This is a genomic window from Paraflavitalea sp. CAU 1676, from assembly GCF_029223285.1.
In the GTDB taxonomy this organism is placed as follows: Bacteria; Bacteroidota; Bacteroidia; order Chitinophagales; family Chitinophagaceae; genus Paraflavitalea.
The window spans coordinates 493,444-509,780 of the sequence record NZ_JARHUJ010000006.1 but is presented as its reverse complement, the minus strand read 5'-3'; the positions used below and the strand labels follow the sequence as shown (position 1 = coordinate 509,780).

The following is a 16,337-nucleotide window of genomic DNA, read 5'->3' as shown; positions in this document are numbered from 1 at the left end:
CGGGGCCGAAAAGCCGTTGTTAATGTATAATTTATTAGTTTACAATAACAACAAGTTTTATTGTATGAGTAAGTCAAAATCCAAAAAAGGTAAAGCCCCTAAAAAAGCGGCCCCCCTTTCGGGTATGGTGGTCAAAAGTACATCATCCTCCGTTCAGTCGAAAGGTTCTTCCATGATACCTAACAAATCGGCCACTTCCGGCAGAAAAGGTGGCACTATGCATACCACTCCGCGGAAGGCTGGATAATATTCACAAAAAAGTAAGCGGATGTCTCTTAATAATAAGAGACATCCGCTTTTTTTATTAATGTAGGGACAATCAGGCATATTGGCGGGTTTGCCGCTCAGCCAGCTCAAATACTTCCGAAAAGAGCTCATAACTTCTGAAACGGTCTTCCGCACTTTCTGCAAATGTGGCGATCACCACTTCATCCACATCGAACTCGCGCGTCAGGGCAGTGATCTTTTCCTTTACCACATCTGGTGTGCCGATCGCCATGCGGCCCCGGTTGAACAATACCCTTTGCCATTCGCCGGGCGAATAATTGTAGGATTTCGCGATCTCGTAGGTCGGCATTTCATTGTACTGGCCTTTCTCAAAGCTCAGTAACCGGTAATCCATCACGGCCTGCACCTCATGCGCTTTCTTCTCGCTTTCGGAGGTGAATGCGAAGATGCCCAGATTCGCTTTGGGCGCTGTCAGTGATTGTGAAGGACGGAAGCGTTTGCGGTAATTGTCTACGGCATCTGCACCACCTACCGGGTTTATGAATTGTGCATACGATAGGGCCATACCCGCATGTGCTGCCAGGTATCCGCTTTCGCCGCTGGAAGTGAGCATCCACATTTCAGGAACGGTATCGATGACGGGTATTGCTTTGATCTTTCCTTCCAGGTTGGCTTCGCCGGGCGTATCGGTGAGGTAAGCCTGCAGGTCTTTGATCTGCTGGATATATTCCTGCGGATCGAAATTGTTGGACGGATTGAGCAACTTGGCCGAAATACGGTCGCCGCCGGGCGCTCGTCCAATACCCAGGTCGATACGATTGGGATAGAGTGCTTCAAGCAGGCGGAAGTTTTCGGCCACCTTGAAAGCACTGTGATTAGGCAGCATAATGCCACCCGATCCAAAGCGGATATAATTGGTTTCTCCGGCTAGCCGGGCTATCAGAATTTCAGGTGCGGCCATAGCAAGCGTCGCGGAATTGTGATGTTCCGACAGCCAGTACCGGGTATATCCCAGGTGATCGGCCAGGCGGGCCAGCTGGATGGATTCCTGCAGCGATTCAACGGCATTACTGCCGCGCCGTATGGGAGTTTGATCTAATACACTTAGTTGCAATGACATAGTAGGTAAATAACAAACTCGGGGGAAAAAGGTTCCGGCAAGCGTACTTCCCCAGGCTGAGTAAGTTGGGTTTTAGGTACCGGTTCAAGGCGCCCCGGGGCAACCTTTCGGATCACCCCGGCAGGATACACCCCAAAGATCCTTTTGTCGACGAAAATCCACTTTCCGGCTACATTGGGATGTGCGGAGCCGGCTTGCGCCAAAAGCCGCTGTATCTTTATAACAGGCCATGAACAAGTTCCCTTTCATATTTTCCAATGAGCCGCGGGATCGCCTTTCGAGGCACCTCGCTTTCTGGACTTTCTGGTGGTTGTTCCAGGGATTTTTGTACGCTTTTACGCCATCTATCGACAGCAACGTCAATTACATGGCCCGCCTTCCCATCTCGATAGTAGAATCGGCTGTATACCTGACGGCGCATATGTTCCTGGCTTATTCGCTCATCTATTTTGTAATACCCGTATACCTGCTGAAGAACAAGTACTTTCTGACGGGCTTTTGGGTGCTGGTAATGTTTTTCGCAACAGCCGCTTTGTCTACCTTCCTTTCTATGTATGTTATCGACGACGTTCGAAATGCCCTCATGCCACAACATATGCATGCGCCCAAGCGGTTTCGCCCGAGCTCTTTCTACATGGGACTGCTGGCCGGCCTGCGTGGCGCCATCACCATCGGTGGTATGGCCGCTGCCATCAAGCTTACCAAACACTGGTACATTAAAGAGCAGCGCAACCTCCAGTTGCAAAAAGAGAATGCCGAAGCCCAGCTGCAATTACTGAAAGCACAGGTGCATCCACACTTCTTATTCAATACCCTCAACAATATTTATTCGCATACGCAAAACGTAGCGCCCGTTGCTTCACAGCTGGTAATGGGACTTTCGGATATGCTGCGTTTCATGCTCTACGAATGCAACCAGCCCCTGGTACCTCTGTCGAAAGAGCTGGCGATGATCAGGGATTATATTTCGCTCGAAAAGATCCGGTACGACGAACAGTTCGATATACACATCGATCTGCCTGCCGAAACCGGCCATTTGCATATTGCGCCATTACTGTTATTGCCATTGGTAGAGAACTGCTTTAAGCATGGCGCCAGCAATATGCTGGAACAACCCTGGCTTAACCTGCAGATCAGCCTGAAGGAAAACATAATGGACATGCGGCTGATGAACGGACAGCCCATAGAACGAAAACAGCAAAGCGGCTTTGGGATTGGCATCCACAACGTACGCAAGCGGCTGGAGCTGTTGTATCCGGGAAAACACACGCTTAAGATATTTAATGAGGAAGAAGTATTTGTGGTAACCCTATCCCTTCAATTGGAGAATATCCACACACCCCGACAAAAGGAAGAGTCCCTTTTAAAGAGTAACAGCCATGCATGAACTCAAGGCCATACGTTGTCTCATAGTAGATGATGAACCGCCGGCGCGCGAAGTCATCAGGCGGTATGTAGTGGAAGTGCCCACCCTCCAACTCGTGGGCGAATGCGCCAACGCCGTACAGGCCCTTACCTTCCTGCAACAACAAACCATCGACCTTATTTTCCTGGATATACGCATGCCTCAGCTCGACGGCACCAACTTTTTGAAAACCCTGAAGAACCCACCCCGCGTCATTTTTACCACCGCTTATCCCGAATATGCCCTTGAAGGGTATGAACTCGATGTGGTAGATTATTTATTGAAACCAGTACGGTTTGACAGGTTCCTCAAAGCAGTCAACAAGGCATACGCGCCGGCAAGTCAGCCACTGGCGCCAATGCCTGCACCCGAAACAACGTTGGAAGAAAAACGCAATGAGTCTTTTGTTTACTTCCGGGCCGACCGGAAAATGCAGAAGGTCATGTTGCCAGACATCCTGTATATAGAAAGCATGAAAGATTATGTGAAGATCGTCACAACGCAGGGAACTATTATTACGAAACAATCGATCACTTCTGTAGAGTCGATGTTGTCGGAAAAACAATTTGTGCGCACCCACCGGTCCTTTATTGTCGCCATCGATAAGATCAAATCATTTACCAACGACCTGATAGAAATAAACGCCGCTGAGATACCAATCGGAAAATTGTATCGCAACGGCGTCCTGAAATTATTAACCTAACCTTACGCCACGTCAAACAACGACAGTTCTACACAACAGTGGCGCGTTTATTAACTATGCTATCTCTTCCTGCAACAACAAAGCAGCGCAGGCATTGGCCAGCAGCAAACGTTCTTCGCTGGATACCTTGCCCAAAAACACCATTCCCTTATCGATAAGTGATACGGCAGCAACTGCTTTACCAGCAGAATCCCGAAATTCGAAGCCCAAAACCGCGAGCGCATTGCCGGCGCTTCCATCCTTTTTCTCCACCTGCGATACAGGTACGATGGTGTAGTATTGTTCTTTGCTCAGCGACAGCAACCCGGTATAAGTCTTTCTCCTTGCTTCGGCAGCCTGGTTGTCGATCAGCATTTCCCAAGGCCTGTTGGCGCCAGGTGTATAGATCTGAACATAGTAGGTGTGTTCCGACCAGCCGCCTAGTTTGAAAAGGTCCATTCCAATATTCAGCACGCTATTGGTGTGCCTGCCGATCTCGAGGTCTTTGGCATTGAACTTTGCTACACAATAAGTATTGGCTGTCTTTTTACCATCGCTCATATCGAACTGCACCGTTTGTTTGCGCTTGATGTATTCAATGGATATCATGTTTTGAAAGTCTTCTGCCGTAGCGCCAACAGTACCGGTTCCGAATTTGGAGCCTCCGCCTTTTGTCCAGGAACGTTTCAACTCTGTAGTATGGAACTCGCCAAAGCTCAGCTTCTGGTTGATCAGCAGTCCCTGGCGACCAGCTACCTTATACTCATCCCGGTCTTGCTTCAGCGATTCACTAACACCCATTTTAACCGGTGCACAAGCCGTCATCAACATCATGGCACCGAAGGCTGCTACTATCATAGACTTTACCATCATAAGCGTTTTTATTATGACACGAATGTAGACCCGAACGTCGCAGAAGGCAATCGCATAATGATGTGGTAAGGGCCATTTCGACGACACTTTAACAAGTCCTTATAGGCAAAAGAGGCGGGACCCGTATGGATCCCGCCTCTTTTAGCTATTTGAAGATCTTTCGCGGCGGTGGATGATTTTGCCTGCCTGTTTTTATAGCGTCAAATATCTTCCCGCGCCGGTGCGATCTGGTTTTTTATTCAATGATGCGCAGCTTGGCATAGTTGAGCATGATCTTCTTTTCGCCATTCTGCTCAAACTTAACGGTAGCCACCGGGTTGTGGGCAGAACCTTCCACTTTACTTACCACACCAAAACCGAATTTCTGGTGTTCTACCTTTTGTCCTTCCTGCAGGTTGGAGGTATCACTGGCCACAAAGTCGGCACTGGGTACATGCTCGACAGCTTTGGGTTGTGGCTTGGGCGTTACATACGATGGAACAGCCGGCTTTTTAGAAGGAGGAGCTCCATAACGCTTCTCGGCCTGGGCGGCAGATTGTTTGTTGCCACCGGCGCCCCAGCCGCCACCATTGCCCGAACGGTCGAATGAACCCTGGTTCGAACGCGTAGAAAGCCCCTGGTTCCTGAAACCGCCACCCGCATAACTACGGTCGAGGTAGTTGCCAGGCAATTCTTCGATGAACCGGCTAGGCTCATTCTGCACCAGTTGTCCAAAGCGGTAACGGGTATTGGCATAGGTGATCCAGAGCCGTTGACGGGCCCGGGTGATCACAACATAAAACAGGCGACGTTCTTCTTCCAGTTCTTCGCGGGTATTCACCGCCATGCCATTGGGAAAAAGCATTTCTTCCAATCCGGCAGCGAATACACATCCAAACTCCAGTCCCTTGGCCGCGTGAATGGTCATGAGCTTTACGGTATCGGCATTGGGGTCTTTGTCGTCCGCATCGGTAAGGAGGGTGATCTGCTGCAGGTAAGCACCCAGGGTGATCTCACCGGAACCAGCAGCATCGTTTTCGGAAGTTTCCAGCATGGTGCCTTCTTCATCGATCTGTGAAAGTGTGGTTTGCGTATCGACCCATTCCTTAATAGAGTTCAGCAATTCCTGGATATTCTCGTAACGGGCAACACCTTCAGTGCTTTTATCGTTGAACAGCTCCTTTACAATATTGGTTTGCTTGCCTACATGCACGGCCACTTCGTAAGCATTCTTACTTTTCAGCATGCTGGCGAAGCTCTTGATCATCGTCACAAACTCTTCGATCGCTTCGAGGGTACCGGCTTTGAAGCCTGCCTCCCGGGCTCTTTCGAGCACCTCCCACATGGTAACATTGTTCTGGTTGGCAAACAGGACGGTTTTATCAACCGTTGTTTTACCAATGCCGCGCGCAGGGTAGTTGATGATGCGCTTCAGCGCCTCTTCATCGCGTGGGTTGACGATAATACGCAGGTAAGCCACAAAGTCCTTGATCTCTTTACGGGTATAGAAGCTGGTGCCCCCGAACATCGTATAAGGAATGTTCATGCGGCGCAGCGCTTCTTCAAAGGCGCGGCTTTGTGCGTTGGTGCGGTACAGGATCGCGAAATCCTTGTTGTTATAATGGTTACGCAGCTTTTGCTCCTGGATGGTATCGGCTACGTATTTCCCTTCCTCGTTATCGGTCATGGTACGCACCAGCCTGATCTTTTCGCCTTCATTATTGTCGGTCCACAGAGCCTTGGGTATCTGACCTTTGTTATTGGCAATTATTTCATTGGCTACTGCTATGATCGCTTTGGAGCTGCGGTAGTTCTGCTCCAGCATGACCACTTTGGCATCTTCGTAATCTTTCTGGAACTGGAGGATGTTCTGGATCGTTGCGCCGCGGAAGCTATAGATACTTTGTGCATCGTCACCCACCACGCACACATTCTCATTCATGGCTCCCAGCAATTTGATCACCTCATACTGGGCAGGATTGGTATCCTGGTACTCATCCACGAGGATGTATTTGAACTTGCGCTGGTATTTGCTGAGCGACTCCGGGAAATTCTTCAACAATTCGTAAAACTTCAGCAACAGATCGTCGAAGTCCATGGCGCCGTTCTTAAAACAACGCTTTACATAGGCGTCATAGATCTGCGCCATTGCCGGACGGTTGCCGCGCAGGTCTTCCTGCTGAATGGCATAGTCGTTGGCATACTCCACCGGACCTACCAGGGCGTTCTTTGCACTGGAGATACGGTTATATACGGTAGAAGGCTTGTAAGTTTTGTCATCGAGGTTCATTTCGTTGATGACGGTCTTCACCACGCTTTTGGCATCATCCGTATCATAGATGGTGAAATTGTTGGGATAGCCCATCAGGTGCGCTTCACTGCGCAGGATGCGCGCGAATACGCTGTGGAAGGTGCCCACATACAAGTTGCGGGCTTCGGAATTGCCGAGGATCTTTTCAATACGCTCTTTCATTTCCTTGGCCGCCTTGTTGGTAAAGGTGAGCGCGAGGATGTTGAATGCATCGACGCCCGAGCGCATGAGATGCGCAATGCGGGTGGTCAATACTTTTGTTTTTCCACTGCCGGCGCCTGCCACGATCATCAATGGTCCTTTGATATGCAGCACCGCTTCGCGTTGCCGGTCATTCAAACCTTGTAAATAGTCTTGCATAATTGATTAATAATCACCCCGACCGGGATAATCAAGCCTGCAATTTACGTTATACCGGCCGATTAGGAGGGAGGCGTTGAAAACTTATTGTACTGATGAAAGTTAGCAAAGCGGAAAGCGCTTTTTGTTCACACATCAGCGCGCTGTAGGGAAAAGTATTCGGTTGCCGGGCCGCAGCATTGTCTAAATTGCAGGCGCATGTCAGCACCGGATACTTCCAACGAATACTTTCAGCTCGCGGTACGGTTTGTGAACCAGACCAACCGCCATCTTTTCCTGACTGGCCGTGCCGGTACCGGCAAAACAACCTTTCTGAAATATATTCAGGAACACTGTCCGAAAAAAATGGCCGTGGTAGCGCCTACTGGCGTAGCTGCCATCAATGCTGGTGGTGTTACCATGCATTCCTTTTTTCAACTGCCATTTGGTCCTTTTTTGCCTTCCCGGCAGGGAGGGTGGCACGATCCTTCCATCAACTCGACCGATCAGCATACCCTTATCAAGAACCTGCGCTTCAACAGTGCCAAAAGAGAACTGCTGCGCGAGCTGGAATTGCTGGTGATTGACGAAGTGAGCATGGTGCGGGCCGATATGCTCGACGCCATCGATCTCATTTTGCGTCATTTTCGCCGGCAGCCCTATACGCCATTCGGTGGCGTGCAGGTATTGTTCATCGGCGACCTCTTTCAGCTGCCACCGGTAGTTACGAACGAAGAGTGGGAAGGGATCCTGAAGTACCACTATGCCAGTCCGTTCTTTTTCGATTCGCAGGCCGTACGGCAGGCGCCGCCACTGTACCTCGAGTTAAAGAAGATCTACCGGCAAAACGAGGCGAATTTTATTGACATCCTCAACAACCTCCGCAACAATTCGACCAACGAGGAAGACCTGCGGCAATTGCACCTGCGGTATATTCCCGGTTTCGTGCCCGACGAAGACGATCATTATATTACGCTCACCTCTCACAACTACAAGGCCGATAAGATCAATCAGTACCAACTGGCCAGGCTGCAGGGAGAAGTGTACGAATTTCGCGGAGAGATCACCGGCGATTTCAATGAAAAAGCACTCCCCGCCGAAATGGCACTGCAGTTGAAGGTGGGCGCGCAGGTGATGTTCATCAAAAACGACAAGGGCGAATTCAGAAGATTCTTCAATGGCAAGCTGGCCGTTATTCAATCGATCAGCAAAGACAATAAGATCACCGTTGGGTTCCCTGGCGAAGACATCGAGCTCGAGATAGAGCAGGAGGTTTGGAAAAACATCCGTTATTCCTATAATAAAGAAAAGGACAGCATCGAGGAAGAAGAACTGGGAAGCTTTAAACAATACCCCATCCGGCTCGCATGGGCCATTACTATCCACAAAAGCCAGGGACTTACCTTCCGCAAAGCGATCGTGGATGCCGGCGAATCCTTTGCACCGGGGCAGGTGTACGTAGCATTGAGCCGCCTCACGTCGATGGACGGGCTGATCCTCTATTCCCGGATACAGCCCCATTGCATCAGCACCGACGAGCGCGTGATCGCTTTTACCAGTGCAGAACTGGCCGCCGATGAATTGCAGCAAGCACTGCAGCAGGAGCGGAAAGCTTATATTGGCCGAAGTATTATTCAATGCTTCGACTGGAGCAAACTTGCAGCGGCCTGGGAAGCACATTACGAAAATTATGAAGACCGGCAACTGCCAGAGCAGAATGTGGCCGTATTATGGGCACAGGCCTTGCTCAATAAGGTAAACGATCAGCAGGCGGTCGCTTATAAGTTCATGCGGCAGCTGGAACAACTACTCACCACTGCAGCTTCCGATGGTTATGCAGCTTTACAACAGCGCATGCAGGCCGCCATCGCTTACTTTCGCTTACAACTCGAAGAAAACCTCGCAAGCCTGCAACAACACCTCGACGACATCAAAGTAAAACAGAAGGTTAAAAAGTATGTGAAAGAGCTGCAGGAATTGAAGCAGGTGTTTGAGCGGCAGCAGCAGCTTCTTGAGCAGGCAACACTTACTGTAAACGCGCTGGTGCGGGGCGTACCCGCCGACGAATTGCTGCAGCTGATAGACAGCCAGAAAAAGGCAGCCACAGCTATTCGCGAAACAGCACAATCCGTTACGAAAGGGGCCAAAGGTGAAACCAAGCGCATAAGCCTGCAGCTGTTTAAAGAAGGTAAAAACATCGAAGATATTGCTGTTCATCGTGGCATGGCCATCAGCACCATCGAAGGCCATCTGATACAATTCATCGCAACCGGCGAGATACAAATTGAAGAGCTGGTGCAGGGGCCTAAAATAGTCGCTATTCTCGATGCCATAAAAGAAGCAGGCGGCCAAAGCATCACGCCTGTCAAGGAAAAGCTGGGCGATGAATACTCCTTTGGAGAAATAAGGGCTGTGATGCAGTATGCCAGCCGCCTGCAGCAGGAAAACGCTTAGCCAATCAGGTTCGCTTGCTTACCGGCGCCCGGTAAGGTTTTCTCGTCCACCTCGATAATTCGGTTTGATCGAACATCAGGATCAACATGTCGTTATCCCGCTTGATCCGGTTGGTGTTCAGCAATGTTTTCAGGAATGCCGCTTCGTTGAACCCGGGGCAAATCATTTTCGACAATTGTATACGTTCATCAAACACCAGGCTCGTATCGGTGCGTTTAAAGGAGCCGCTCATCTGATTACAACCGGTATTGCCGGTAAAGGTACCTTTCGCTACATCAAAAGTGATCGTCGGGAATTTGCCGGCGGCCGTATCGGAATCCAGCACAGGTCGCAGGTACCACTGTCCGTTCAATAGGGTATCTGTTGCCTGCTTATGTTGAGGCTGGGCTATCGTGGTATCGGACTGGCAGGTAACCAGGGCGCCAACCAGCAATATAGCCGCCAATGTACGTGCGAGTATATTTTCCATACTGGTAAGTTTTACGTGACGGGGCATCCAAACCCCAAAAAGGATGACATAATTAATATGCCATCCTCCTTATAAATATCGATAACCAGTTATTTACCCCCCTTAATTATACCTTAGGGAATCCTGGTTACGATTTGGATTATTTCGGCCGTTAGCCGAGTCGGTGTTACTCATGGAAGTATCGGGGGCAGGCAGGTTGTTCGTGCTGTCTGCCTTATTCTCGATACGATTTTTATCATCGTTATCGCCGCAGGCAAATAACCCTCCTGCGATCAACATAATCGCGATAATCCTTTTCATGCTGATATATTTTCAATTATTGCCTGGAAGCACTGTCGGGCTTAGCGACAGTAGTGTCGGGTTGAGTTTTGTTGATCGTGGTATCGCTCTTATTGGGATTAGTAGCCGGCTCCGGCGTTTGGCAGGCAAAAACAGTAAATAAACCGGCTATTGCCAGCGCACTGAGAATTTTTTTCATAAAATGATATTTTTTGGTGTTCCCTATCTATGTTTCACCCATATTGACCCAATTACTTTGCCACGGGGTTTCAATTAAAGACAACCATTCTTAAATACGCTTGTGCTTAGGCTGTTAGCCCTGCGGCTTTAGATTATATTATAGTTAGCTCGTTTCTGAACTGTAGTCCTAGCTCTACAGGCCGGGCAACCCAAAGGACCATACTGCCCCATTATGATATTTGTGAAAATATTCTAAATTGTCGTCCAATCGTTTATAATAACCAATACGCCATGCTTCAAGACAACCTCCTATTGATCATTTCTCTCCTTCTGGTGGTTTCGCTGCTTACGATGCTGAGCAATAAACTGCAGATCTCTTATCCCATCTTATTGGTATTAGCTGGTTTGGGTATTGGTTTCATACCCGGTGTGCCTTCTATTACCTTGCAGCCCGAGCTGGTATTTATCATATTTTTGCCGCCCCTTTTGTATGCAGCGGCCTGGTATACATCTTGGAATGATTTCTGGCGGTATCGCCGGCCGGTTTTTATGCTGGCATTCGGGTTGGTTATCTTTACCGCCACAGCGATTGCCTTTGTAGCCAATGCGATGATACCGGGTTTTACACTTCCCCTCGGGTTTTTATTGGGAGCCATCGTCTCTCCGCCCGATGCAATCGCAGCTACCAGTGTACTCGAACACCTGAAAGTGCCCAAGCGGATCACTGCGATACTTGAGGGGGAAAGCCTCATCAATGATGCGTCGAGCTTGATCGTATTCCGTTTTGCATTGGCGGCCATCTTCACCGGTCAGTTTGCGCTGTGGGATGCCGGCGTCGACTTTGTGCTGGTCGTATTTATGGGTGTTTTGATCGGACTGGCGATCGCCCATGTGGTATACCTGATTCACCGGTTTTTGCCAACGACGCCGAGCATCGATACAGCCATCACACTTATTTCGCCCTACCTCATGTACATCGCCGCGGAGCATTTTCACTATTCGGGTGTGCTCGCCGTTGTAAGCGGCGGTTTATTTCTTTCTTTCCGTTCGCACGAGGTGTTTTCGTATAACACCCGCCTCCAGGCGGTGAGTGTTTGGGAAACACTGGTGTTCCTGCTCAATGGCGTGGTGTTTATCATGATAGGTCTGGAGCTTCCCTATATTATTAAGGAACTGGGAGAAAACTCTTTGCTGGACGCCATCAAATATGCCGTACTGATCAGCCTGGTTACGATTGTCATCCGCATACTGTGGGTATACCCGGGTGCTTACCTGCCTCGCTTATTCAGCAAAAAGATCCGGGAAAAAGAGCCCCGGCCCACGGGAGCTTCGGTTTTCATTGTGGGTTGGAGCGGCATGCGGGGTGTGGTGTCGCTGGCATCGGCACTGGCGGTTCCCATTACCCTTAGCGACGGACAGGCTTTTCCACAACGCAACCTCATACTCTTCATCACGTTTGTGGTGATCCTGTTCACCCTCGTAATTCAGGGGCTTAGCCTGCCTTTGTTGATCCGGCTGTTGAAAGTAGAAGCGCCGGAGTCGGAGGCGCACCATGAACATGCGATCCGATTGAGGCTGGCGACGTCGGTATTGAATATGCTGGAGAAATCGTACAGTGAAGAATCTGCATCGATCGAAGCCTTTGTTCGCCTGCGCGAAAGATACCAACGCATGGCTGAAATCGCCAACAGCCGCCTTACCCAGGACGAGGGCGCTCAAACTGCCGGCAGTTTTGTACCTCAATACCGGCAGATGTTGCTGGAATCGGTGCAGGTGCGTCGCGCGGAACTAGCGAAAATGAGCCGCAGCAAAGAATTTCCCGATGAGCTGATCCGCAAACGCGAAACAGAGCTCGACCTGGAGGAGGCCCGGTTGAGGAGATAGTACTGAAGATGAACAGATCCACGGAAAAGAATCAGACGCCCCGTTTAAAAACACCTCGCGAATAAGCCCTTGAGGAGTGGGCATGGTTTTTTTCCGCAAGGAACAAAAAGGACAGGCGTCCAATATATGACAGCGAAAACCGGCCATACTTTTTTACAGCAGGTTATCGTTTTCCTCCTGTCCTAAAAATGCAGTTAGCCGTAATATTGCAATATTGATTTACCGTGCAGCATGTAGAATTCTTCCATAAGGCCCATTTTGAAAACAATTACCACCGCATATCCCCAACTGGTAAATTGGGCGACTTCATTGACTTTATCTGGGAAACCAATTTCGCACGTTTGTGGGAAGACCATCCTGAGGGGTTTTCCGATGCACTTTTTCCAAACGTAGGGTACACCTACCTCATCAACCTGGGAACTCCCTTTGTGATGCAGGTTGGCGAACAGCGTTTCGATATGCGCACCGATGGGTTCCTGCCCCGGCACCAGAGTATAGAATGCTATCATCAGCCTGGAAACCAGCTTTTCGGCATCAAGTTCAAAATTTCACCTATCCTCTTCCTGAAGAAAGTGAACTTTTCGGAGTACCGTGATCAGATCTTCCCGCTCAGCTACCTGGTGGATCAATCTGTGATCGATGGAATCAAAGCGGCCGCCACTTTTGAAGAGAGAGTAAGGATCATCAGCAACTACTACGAGCCCATCATCGAGGAACATGCAGGTTCGCTCCAGGAAATTCACATCGTTACTGAGATCCTTGACCGGTGTTACCGGGAAAACGATTTTAAGACGACCATCGAAAAGATGGCCGAACAGTACAAGATCTCCACCCGCACACTGCAACGCTATTTTGAACGTGCTACCAGCATCAGTAGCAAGAACGCATTGCAGATCATGCGCATCAGAAAGGCTGCAGCCCATATCGCCCAATCGCCGCAAACCTTTCATTATTCCGTTTATGGCTATTACGACCACAGTCACTTCTATAAACACCTGAAGCAGTTCCTCACCAAAAGCACCATCCAGAGCCTGCAACCACACCTTCAATTGTTGCAGAGCCTACACAAAAAGGGTCGCTCTGATGGCATGTGAATTGTGCCTTTTACGAGAAACATCTTTATGATACGCAAGTTAAAATCGGGCGAATACCGGCTCTATTCCCGTAAGAAAGATCCGAAAACCCATAAGCGGCGTAACCTCGGCACTTTTGATTCGCTGGAGGCCGCCAAAAAGCATGAACGGGAAGTTCAGTATTTCAAAAGGCACTAGCTGACTTGGCTACTTGCGTTCGATCGTTATTAACCCAACTGTGTATATTGGCAGAAGCCAGCGACAGCTACTGGCCGCCAGCCTTTCGCGGCCTGACGTTCTTATCAGTTTCCAGCCCTTCTGCGCTCTTCTTCTGAAGCGGTGGTACGCCTGCGGGCCGCAGCAACAGTATTCTTACCAAAGCGATAAGTAAAAGAAAGGCTAGCTACCCTCGACTCTCTTTGAGCATGCCAATGCTCCACGTAATTAGTGAATTCAACAACAGCTCTTGGCAGATTGGTCCAAAAAATATCAGTGACACTAAAGCGAAGCGTGCCTTTTTTGTTGAGAATGGTCTTTTGCACACCGGGCGATAACTGCCATTGCGGATCCAGCTTCATAAAGCCAACCTGACCGCCTGTATTCACACTCGCATTCAACTCGATCGTCCATCCCTTCGCCAGGGTGAAAGTGTTGTTGGTGCTGATGTTTGCGGCAGGCGTACCATTGTCGAGCGTGGTGTTGGCCAGGTTGCCGTTGTAATGTCCATAATAAATGTTGGCATTGTTGATCGCATTCCACCATTTCGTGAAACGGATCGGTGCAGCTACCGTAAGCCCGAAGTAATCGTAAGTATGCAGGTTTACCGGCATCTGCACCGTCACTTTGTCTTCCGTTTCACTGGGTCGAATGACGACCGTGGTGTTTTGTTTTGTGTGGCTATACCCGAGGGTGAAGCTGAGCTGTTTAACAGTATAGCTCAACTCGTATGACCAGGTAAGTTGTGGTTTGAGGTAGGGATTGCCCGAGCTGTAAGTGCTGGGATCGAGAAAGAACCGGAAAGGGTTCAGCTCCGAGTAATTGGGCCGGTCGATGCGCCTGCTCACGGAAATCCCGATCGTTTTATCCTCGCCCAATTTGTAGTTCAGGAAAACACTGGGAAACAACTGCAGGTAGGAAGAATCGAAACGGATATCGTTCACGACCTGGTGCCCTTCCATATTGGTTTGCTCGGCCCGCAGACCTGCCATGAGCGAAATCTTTTTAAACTCCGAGTTCAGGTTTACATACACAGCATTGTTGTTCTCCTTGTACCTGAAGTCGTTGCTCTTGGAGGAATCGTACACCGGCGTAGTGCTGCTGACATCATAGAACACGACATCATTACCTGTTTCCACAAAGCTGCTTTTAAATCCTGTCTCCAGCCTGGTGGTTTTATTTAAAGGATGCACATAATCGGCTTTTGCCGTAGCGATCGTGATCTTTCCTTGTTGGTCGCCGTTGAGTTTGTAGGCCGGTTGTGTGGGCGTTCCATCGAGTTGGTAAAATCCCGTATTGAATTGCGAGCGCGACCGGTTGTTGAAAACACCGTAATCGATATCAGCAGTCAATTCGCGGCCAGTGCTATCAAACGTGTATTTATAATTGATGTTGGCCAGGATATTCCTTGGCCTCGAGCTTTCCTGTTGGTTGGTGATGAACTTCGATGCGGGTTGCTTCACGGCATCTAATACCAGCGATTGGTTTTCGTTGGTGCGGTCTACATTGGTGATGGTGCTGTTGACAACAAAGCCAAGGATCGACTTTTTGCTCAGCAGGTAATCGGCGCCCAGGCGAATATTATTCGTATTCACCGGGATCTTCATGTAGTTGTCCTGGTCATAAGCCCCATCGTAGCTTCCGTTCTTAAAGAACTCCCGCTTCAGGAAAAGGTGGTTAAGGTTTTGGCGGTGCGCATAGTTGTAGCTGCCAAAGAAATTGACCTTCTTATTGCGGAAGTTAAAGGTGGCGCCTGTATTCGCTTTCGGAAAAACGCCCTGGCCATAACCTGCCGTAAACGTTCCATTCGCGCCCAGGCGCTGGTCTTTTTTCATCCGGATGTCGATGATGCCCGAATTACCGGCTGCATCATGCCTCGCTGATGGGTTGGTAATGATATCGATCCTTTCGATAGCGTTGGAGGGCAAACTACGCAGCATATTGGCGAGGTCGGTACCCGACATGGGCGTTATCTTTCCATCGATCATGATGATAACCCCTTGACGGCCACGTAAGCTGATGATATCGTTGGGATCGATGAGCACACCCGGTGAGCGCTCCAGAACGTCGAGGGCAGAACTCCCGGCATTGACGATACTGTTATCTACATTGACGACGATACGGTCGCTGAGTTTTTGAATAAAAGGCTTGCGGGCCGTTACGGTTACTTCCTTCATCTGTGTGGAAGCGTTGGCGCTGAGCGTGACCGGGGGCAATGATAGTTCCGGCTGGCTGGCAGTCAGGGTAAACGGCTGCGAATATTGCCGGGTAAAGTTTACCATCGTAACCCGCAACAAATAGGTCTCGAAAGGGATATTCTCCAGTTCTGTCAGTCCGTTCTTTCCGCTGATGGCTGCCTTCACCAACGACGAGTCTTTGCCTTTAAGCAATTCCACCGTTGCATTCTCCAGGGGCTGGCCTGCACCCTCAATATTCACGGAAACCCTGCCCCGTTGCGCTGTTTGCGCCTTTCCAATTGTCACTATCAGCAGACTAAACACCACCACGATCATCGTACGCATAGAATACTCCTATTATTGAAGAGCAAATATTCCGATAAAACGAATCCCTTCGTAGCAGTTCTATACAGGCAGTCGGTCGGGTGCGTTAAGTGGAGAAACGGGAAAAATTGATTGTCCCATTTTTACATTTCACAACCGGAATCAGGCGCTTTAAACAGGAAAATAGAGCATCGAAAGGCTTTAGTAGCAAGTAATTGCCTGTCAAAAGGAGAAAAGTTAAACAGATTTAGGCCGGACAATGACTATATATTAATATGGTTGTGCTTTTTATTCTACTATCATTAAACCAATCCCGGCTACCCTTCACGGAGCGGGACAAACAA

The 16,337-nt window shown here is 49.4% G+C and carries 13 protein-coding genes; 6 read left to right on the top strand and 7 right to left on the bottom strand.

Annotated elements, in window-relative coordinates:
• Positions 1 to 319: 319 nt before the first annotated feature.
• A complete protein-coding gene (locus P2H89_RS21855) occupies positions 320 to 1,348 on the bottom strand; it encodes an LLM class flavin-dependent oxidoreductase (RefSeq protein ID WP_275830880.1) in 1,029 nt (342 codons plus the stop codon).
• A gap of 229 nt (positions 1,349 to 1,577) precedes the next feature.
• On the opposite strand from P2H89_RS21855, the gene P2H89_RS21850 reads away from it, so the two are divergent.
• On the top strand, positions 1,578 to 2,735 hold the full coding sequence (locus P2H89_RS21850; protein ID WP_275830878.1) for a histidine kinase: 1,158 nt from the start codon (positions 1,578 to 1,580) through the stop codon (positions 2,733 to 2,735).
• On the top strand, positions 2,728 to 3,456 hold the full coding sequence (locus tag P2H89_RS21845; protein WP_275830876.1) for a LytTR family DNA-binding domain-containing protein: 729 nt from the start codon (positions 2,728 to 2,730) through the stop codon (positions 3,454 to 3,456). Before P2H89_RS21850 ends, P2H89_RS21845 begins: the two co-directional genes overlap by 8 nt.
• Positions 3,457 to 3,510: 54 nt before the next feature.
• Here the strand turns inward: P2H89_RS21845 and P2H89_RS21840 are convergent, their stop codons facing one another.
• Positions 3,511 to 4,308: a hypothetical protein gene (locus P2H89_RS21840; RefSeq protein ID WP_275830874.1), complete on the bottom strand. Its 798-nt coding sequence runs from the start codon at positions 4,306 to 4,308 to the stop codon at positions 3,511 to 3,513.
• A gap of 235 nt (positions 4,309 to 4,543) precedes the next feature.
• Positions 4,544 to 6,958: a UvrD-helicase domain-containing protein gene (locus P2H89_RS21835; RefSeq protein ID WP_275830872.1), complete on the bottom strand. Its 2,415-nt coding sequence runs from the start codon at positions 6,956 to 6,958 to the stop codon at positions 4,544 to 4,546.
• 198 nt (positions 6,959 to 7,156) lie between these two features.
• Between P2H89_RS21835 and P2H89_RS21830 the strand changes: the two genes are divergently transcribed.
• Positions 7,157 to 9,391, top strand: coding sequence for a helix-turn-helix domain-containing protein (locus tag P2H89_RS21830; RefSeq protein ID WP_275830870.1), 2,235 nt, complete (start codon positions 7,157 to 7,159; stop codon positions 9,389 to 9,391).
• Positions 9,392 to 9,395: 4 nt separating this feature from the next.
• Here P2H89_RS21830 and P2H89_RS21825 read toward each other — a convergent pair whose 3' ends face one another.
• The 3 genes from P2H89_RS21825 to P2H89_RS21815 all read right to left on the bottom strand — a co-directional run bounded on the left by P2H89_RS21825 (position 9,396) and on the right by P2H89_RS21815 (position 10,338).
• Positions 9,396 to 9,860 carry an META domain-containing protein gene (locus P2H89_RS21825; RefSeq protein ID WP_275830868.1) on the bottom strand — a complete coding sequence of 155 codons (465 nt, stop codon included), beginning with the start codon at positions 9,858 to 9,860 and terminating at the stop codon, positions 9,396 to 9,398.
• A 102-nt stretch (positions 9,861 to 9,962) separates the two neighbouring features.
• Positions 9,963 to 10,160 carry a hypothetical protein gene (locus P2H89_RS21820; RefSeq protein WP_275830866.1) on the bottom strand — a complete coding sequence of 66 codons (198 nt, stop codon included), beginning with the start codon at positions 10,158 to 10,160 and terminating at the stop codon, positions 9,963 to 9,965.
• Between the two features lie 16 nt (positions 10,161 to 10,176).
• Entirely contained in the window at positions 10,177 to 10,338 is a 162-nt protein-coding gene (locus tag P2H89_RS21815) for a hypothetical protein (RefSeq protein ID WP_275830864.1), read from the bottom strand.
• A 272-nt stretch (positions 10,339 to 10,610) separates the two neighbouring features.
• Between P2H89_RS21815 and P2H89_RS21810 the strand changes: the two genes are divergently transcribed.
• From P2H89_RS21810 to P2H89_RS21800, 3 genes are all read left to right on the top strand, one after another.
• Positions 10,611 to 12,203, top strand: coding sequence for a Na+/H+ antiporter (locus P2H89_RS21810; protein WP_275830862.1), 1,593 nt, complete (start codon positions 10,611 to 10,613; stop codon positions 12,201 to 12,203).
• Between the two features lie 224 nt (positions 12,204 to 12,427).
• Positions 12,428 to 13,297, top strand: a complete 870-nt coding sequence (locus P2H89_RS21805) for a hypothetical protein (RefSeq protein WP_275830860.1) — start codon at positions 12,428 to 12,430, stop codon at positions 13,295 to 13,297.
• A 27-nt stretch (positions 13,298 to 13,324) separates the two neighbouring features.
• Entirely contained in the window at positions 13,325 to 13,474 is a 150-nt protein-coding gene (locus P2H89_RS21800) for a hypothetical protein (RefSeq protein WP_275830858.1), read from the top strand.
• 104 nt (positions 13,475 to 13,578) lie between these two features.
• On the opposite strand, the gene P2H89_RS21795 is transcribed toward P2H89_RS21800, so the two are convergent.
• Positions 13,579 to 16,014 (bottom strand): TonB-dependent receptor, encoded by a 2,436-nt coding sequence (locus tag P2H89_RS21795; protein WP_275830856.1) that lies wholly within the window; start codon positions 16,012 to 16,014, stop codon positions 13,579 to 13,581.
• Between the last annotated feature and the right edge of the window lie 323 nt (positions 16,015 to 16,337).

Excerpts from the sequence above, each read along its gene's own strand:
- P2H89_RS21810 (WP_275830862.1), top strand. The coding sequence starts at position 10,611 with ATGCTTCAAGACAACCTCCTATTGATCATTTCTCTCCTTCTGGTGGTT.
- P2H89_RS21850 (WP_275830878.1), top strand. The coding sequence starts at position 1,578 with ATGAACAAGTTCCCTTTCATATTTTCCAATGAGCCGCGGGATCGCCTT.
- P2H89_RS21840 (WP_275830874.1), bottom strand. The coding sequence starts at position 4,308 with ATGATGGTAAAGTCTATGATAGTAGCAGCCTTCGGTGCCATGATGTTG.
- P2H89_RS21795 (WP_275830856.1), bottom strand. The coding sequence starts at position 16,014 with ATGCGTACGATGATCGTGGTGGTGTTTAGTCTGCTGATAGTGACAATT.
- P2H89_RS21815 (WP_275830864.1), bottom strand. The coding sequence starts at position 10,338 with ATGAAAAAAATTCTCAGTGCGCTGGCAATAGCCGGTTTATTTACTGTT.
- P2H89_RS21835 (WP_275830872.1), bottom strand. The coding sequence starts at position 6,958 with ATGCAAGACTATTTACAAGGTTTGAATGACCGGCAACGCGAAGCGGTG.
- P2H89_RS21845 (WP_275830876.1), top strand. The coding sequence starts at position 2,728 with ATGCATGAACTCAAGGCCATACGTTGTCTCATAGTAGATGATGAACCG.
- P2H89_RS21830 (WP_275830870.1), top strand. The coding sequence starts at position 7,157 with ATGTCAGCACCGGATACTTCCAACGAATACTTTCAGCTCGCGGTACGG.
- P2H89_RS21855 (WP_275830880.1), bottom strand. The coding sequence starts at position 1,348 with ATGTCATTGCAACTAAGTGTATTAGATCAAACTCCCATACGGCGCGGC.
- P2H89_RS21800 (WP_275830858.1), top strand. The coding sequence starts at position 13,325 with ATGATACGCAAGTTAAAATCGGGCGAATACCGGCTCTATTCCCGTAAG.
- P2H89_RS21825 (WP_275830868.1), bottom strand. The coding sequence starts at position 9,860 with ATGGAAAATATACTCGCACGTACATTGGCGGCTATATTGCTGGTTGGC.
- P2H89_RS21820 (WP_275830866.1), bottom strand. The coding sequence starts at position 10,160 with ATGAAAAGGATTATCGCGATTATGTTGATCGCAGGAGGGTTATTTGCC.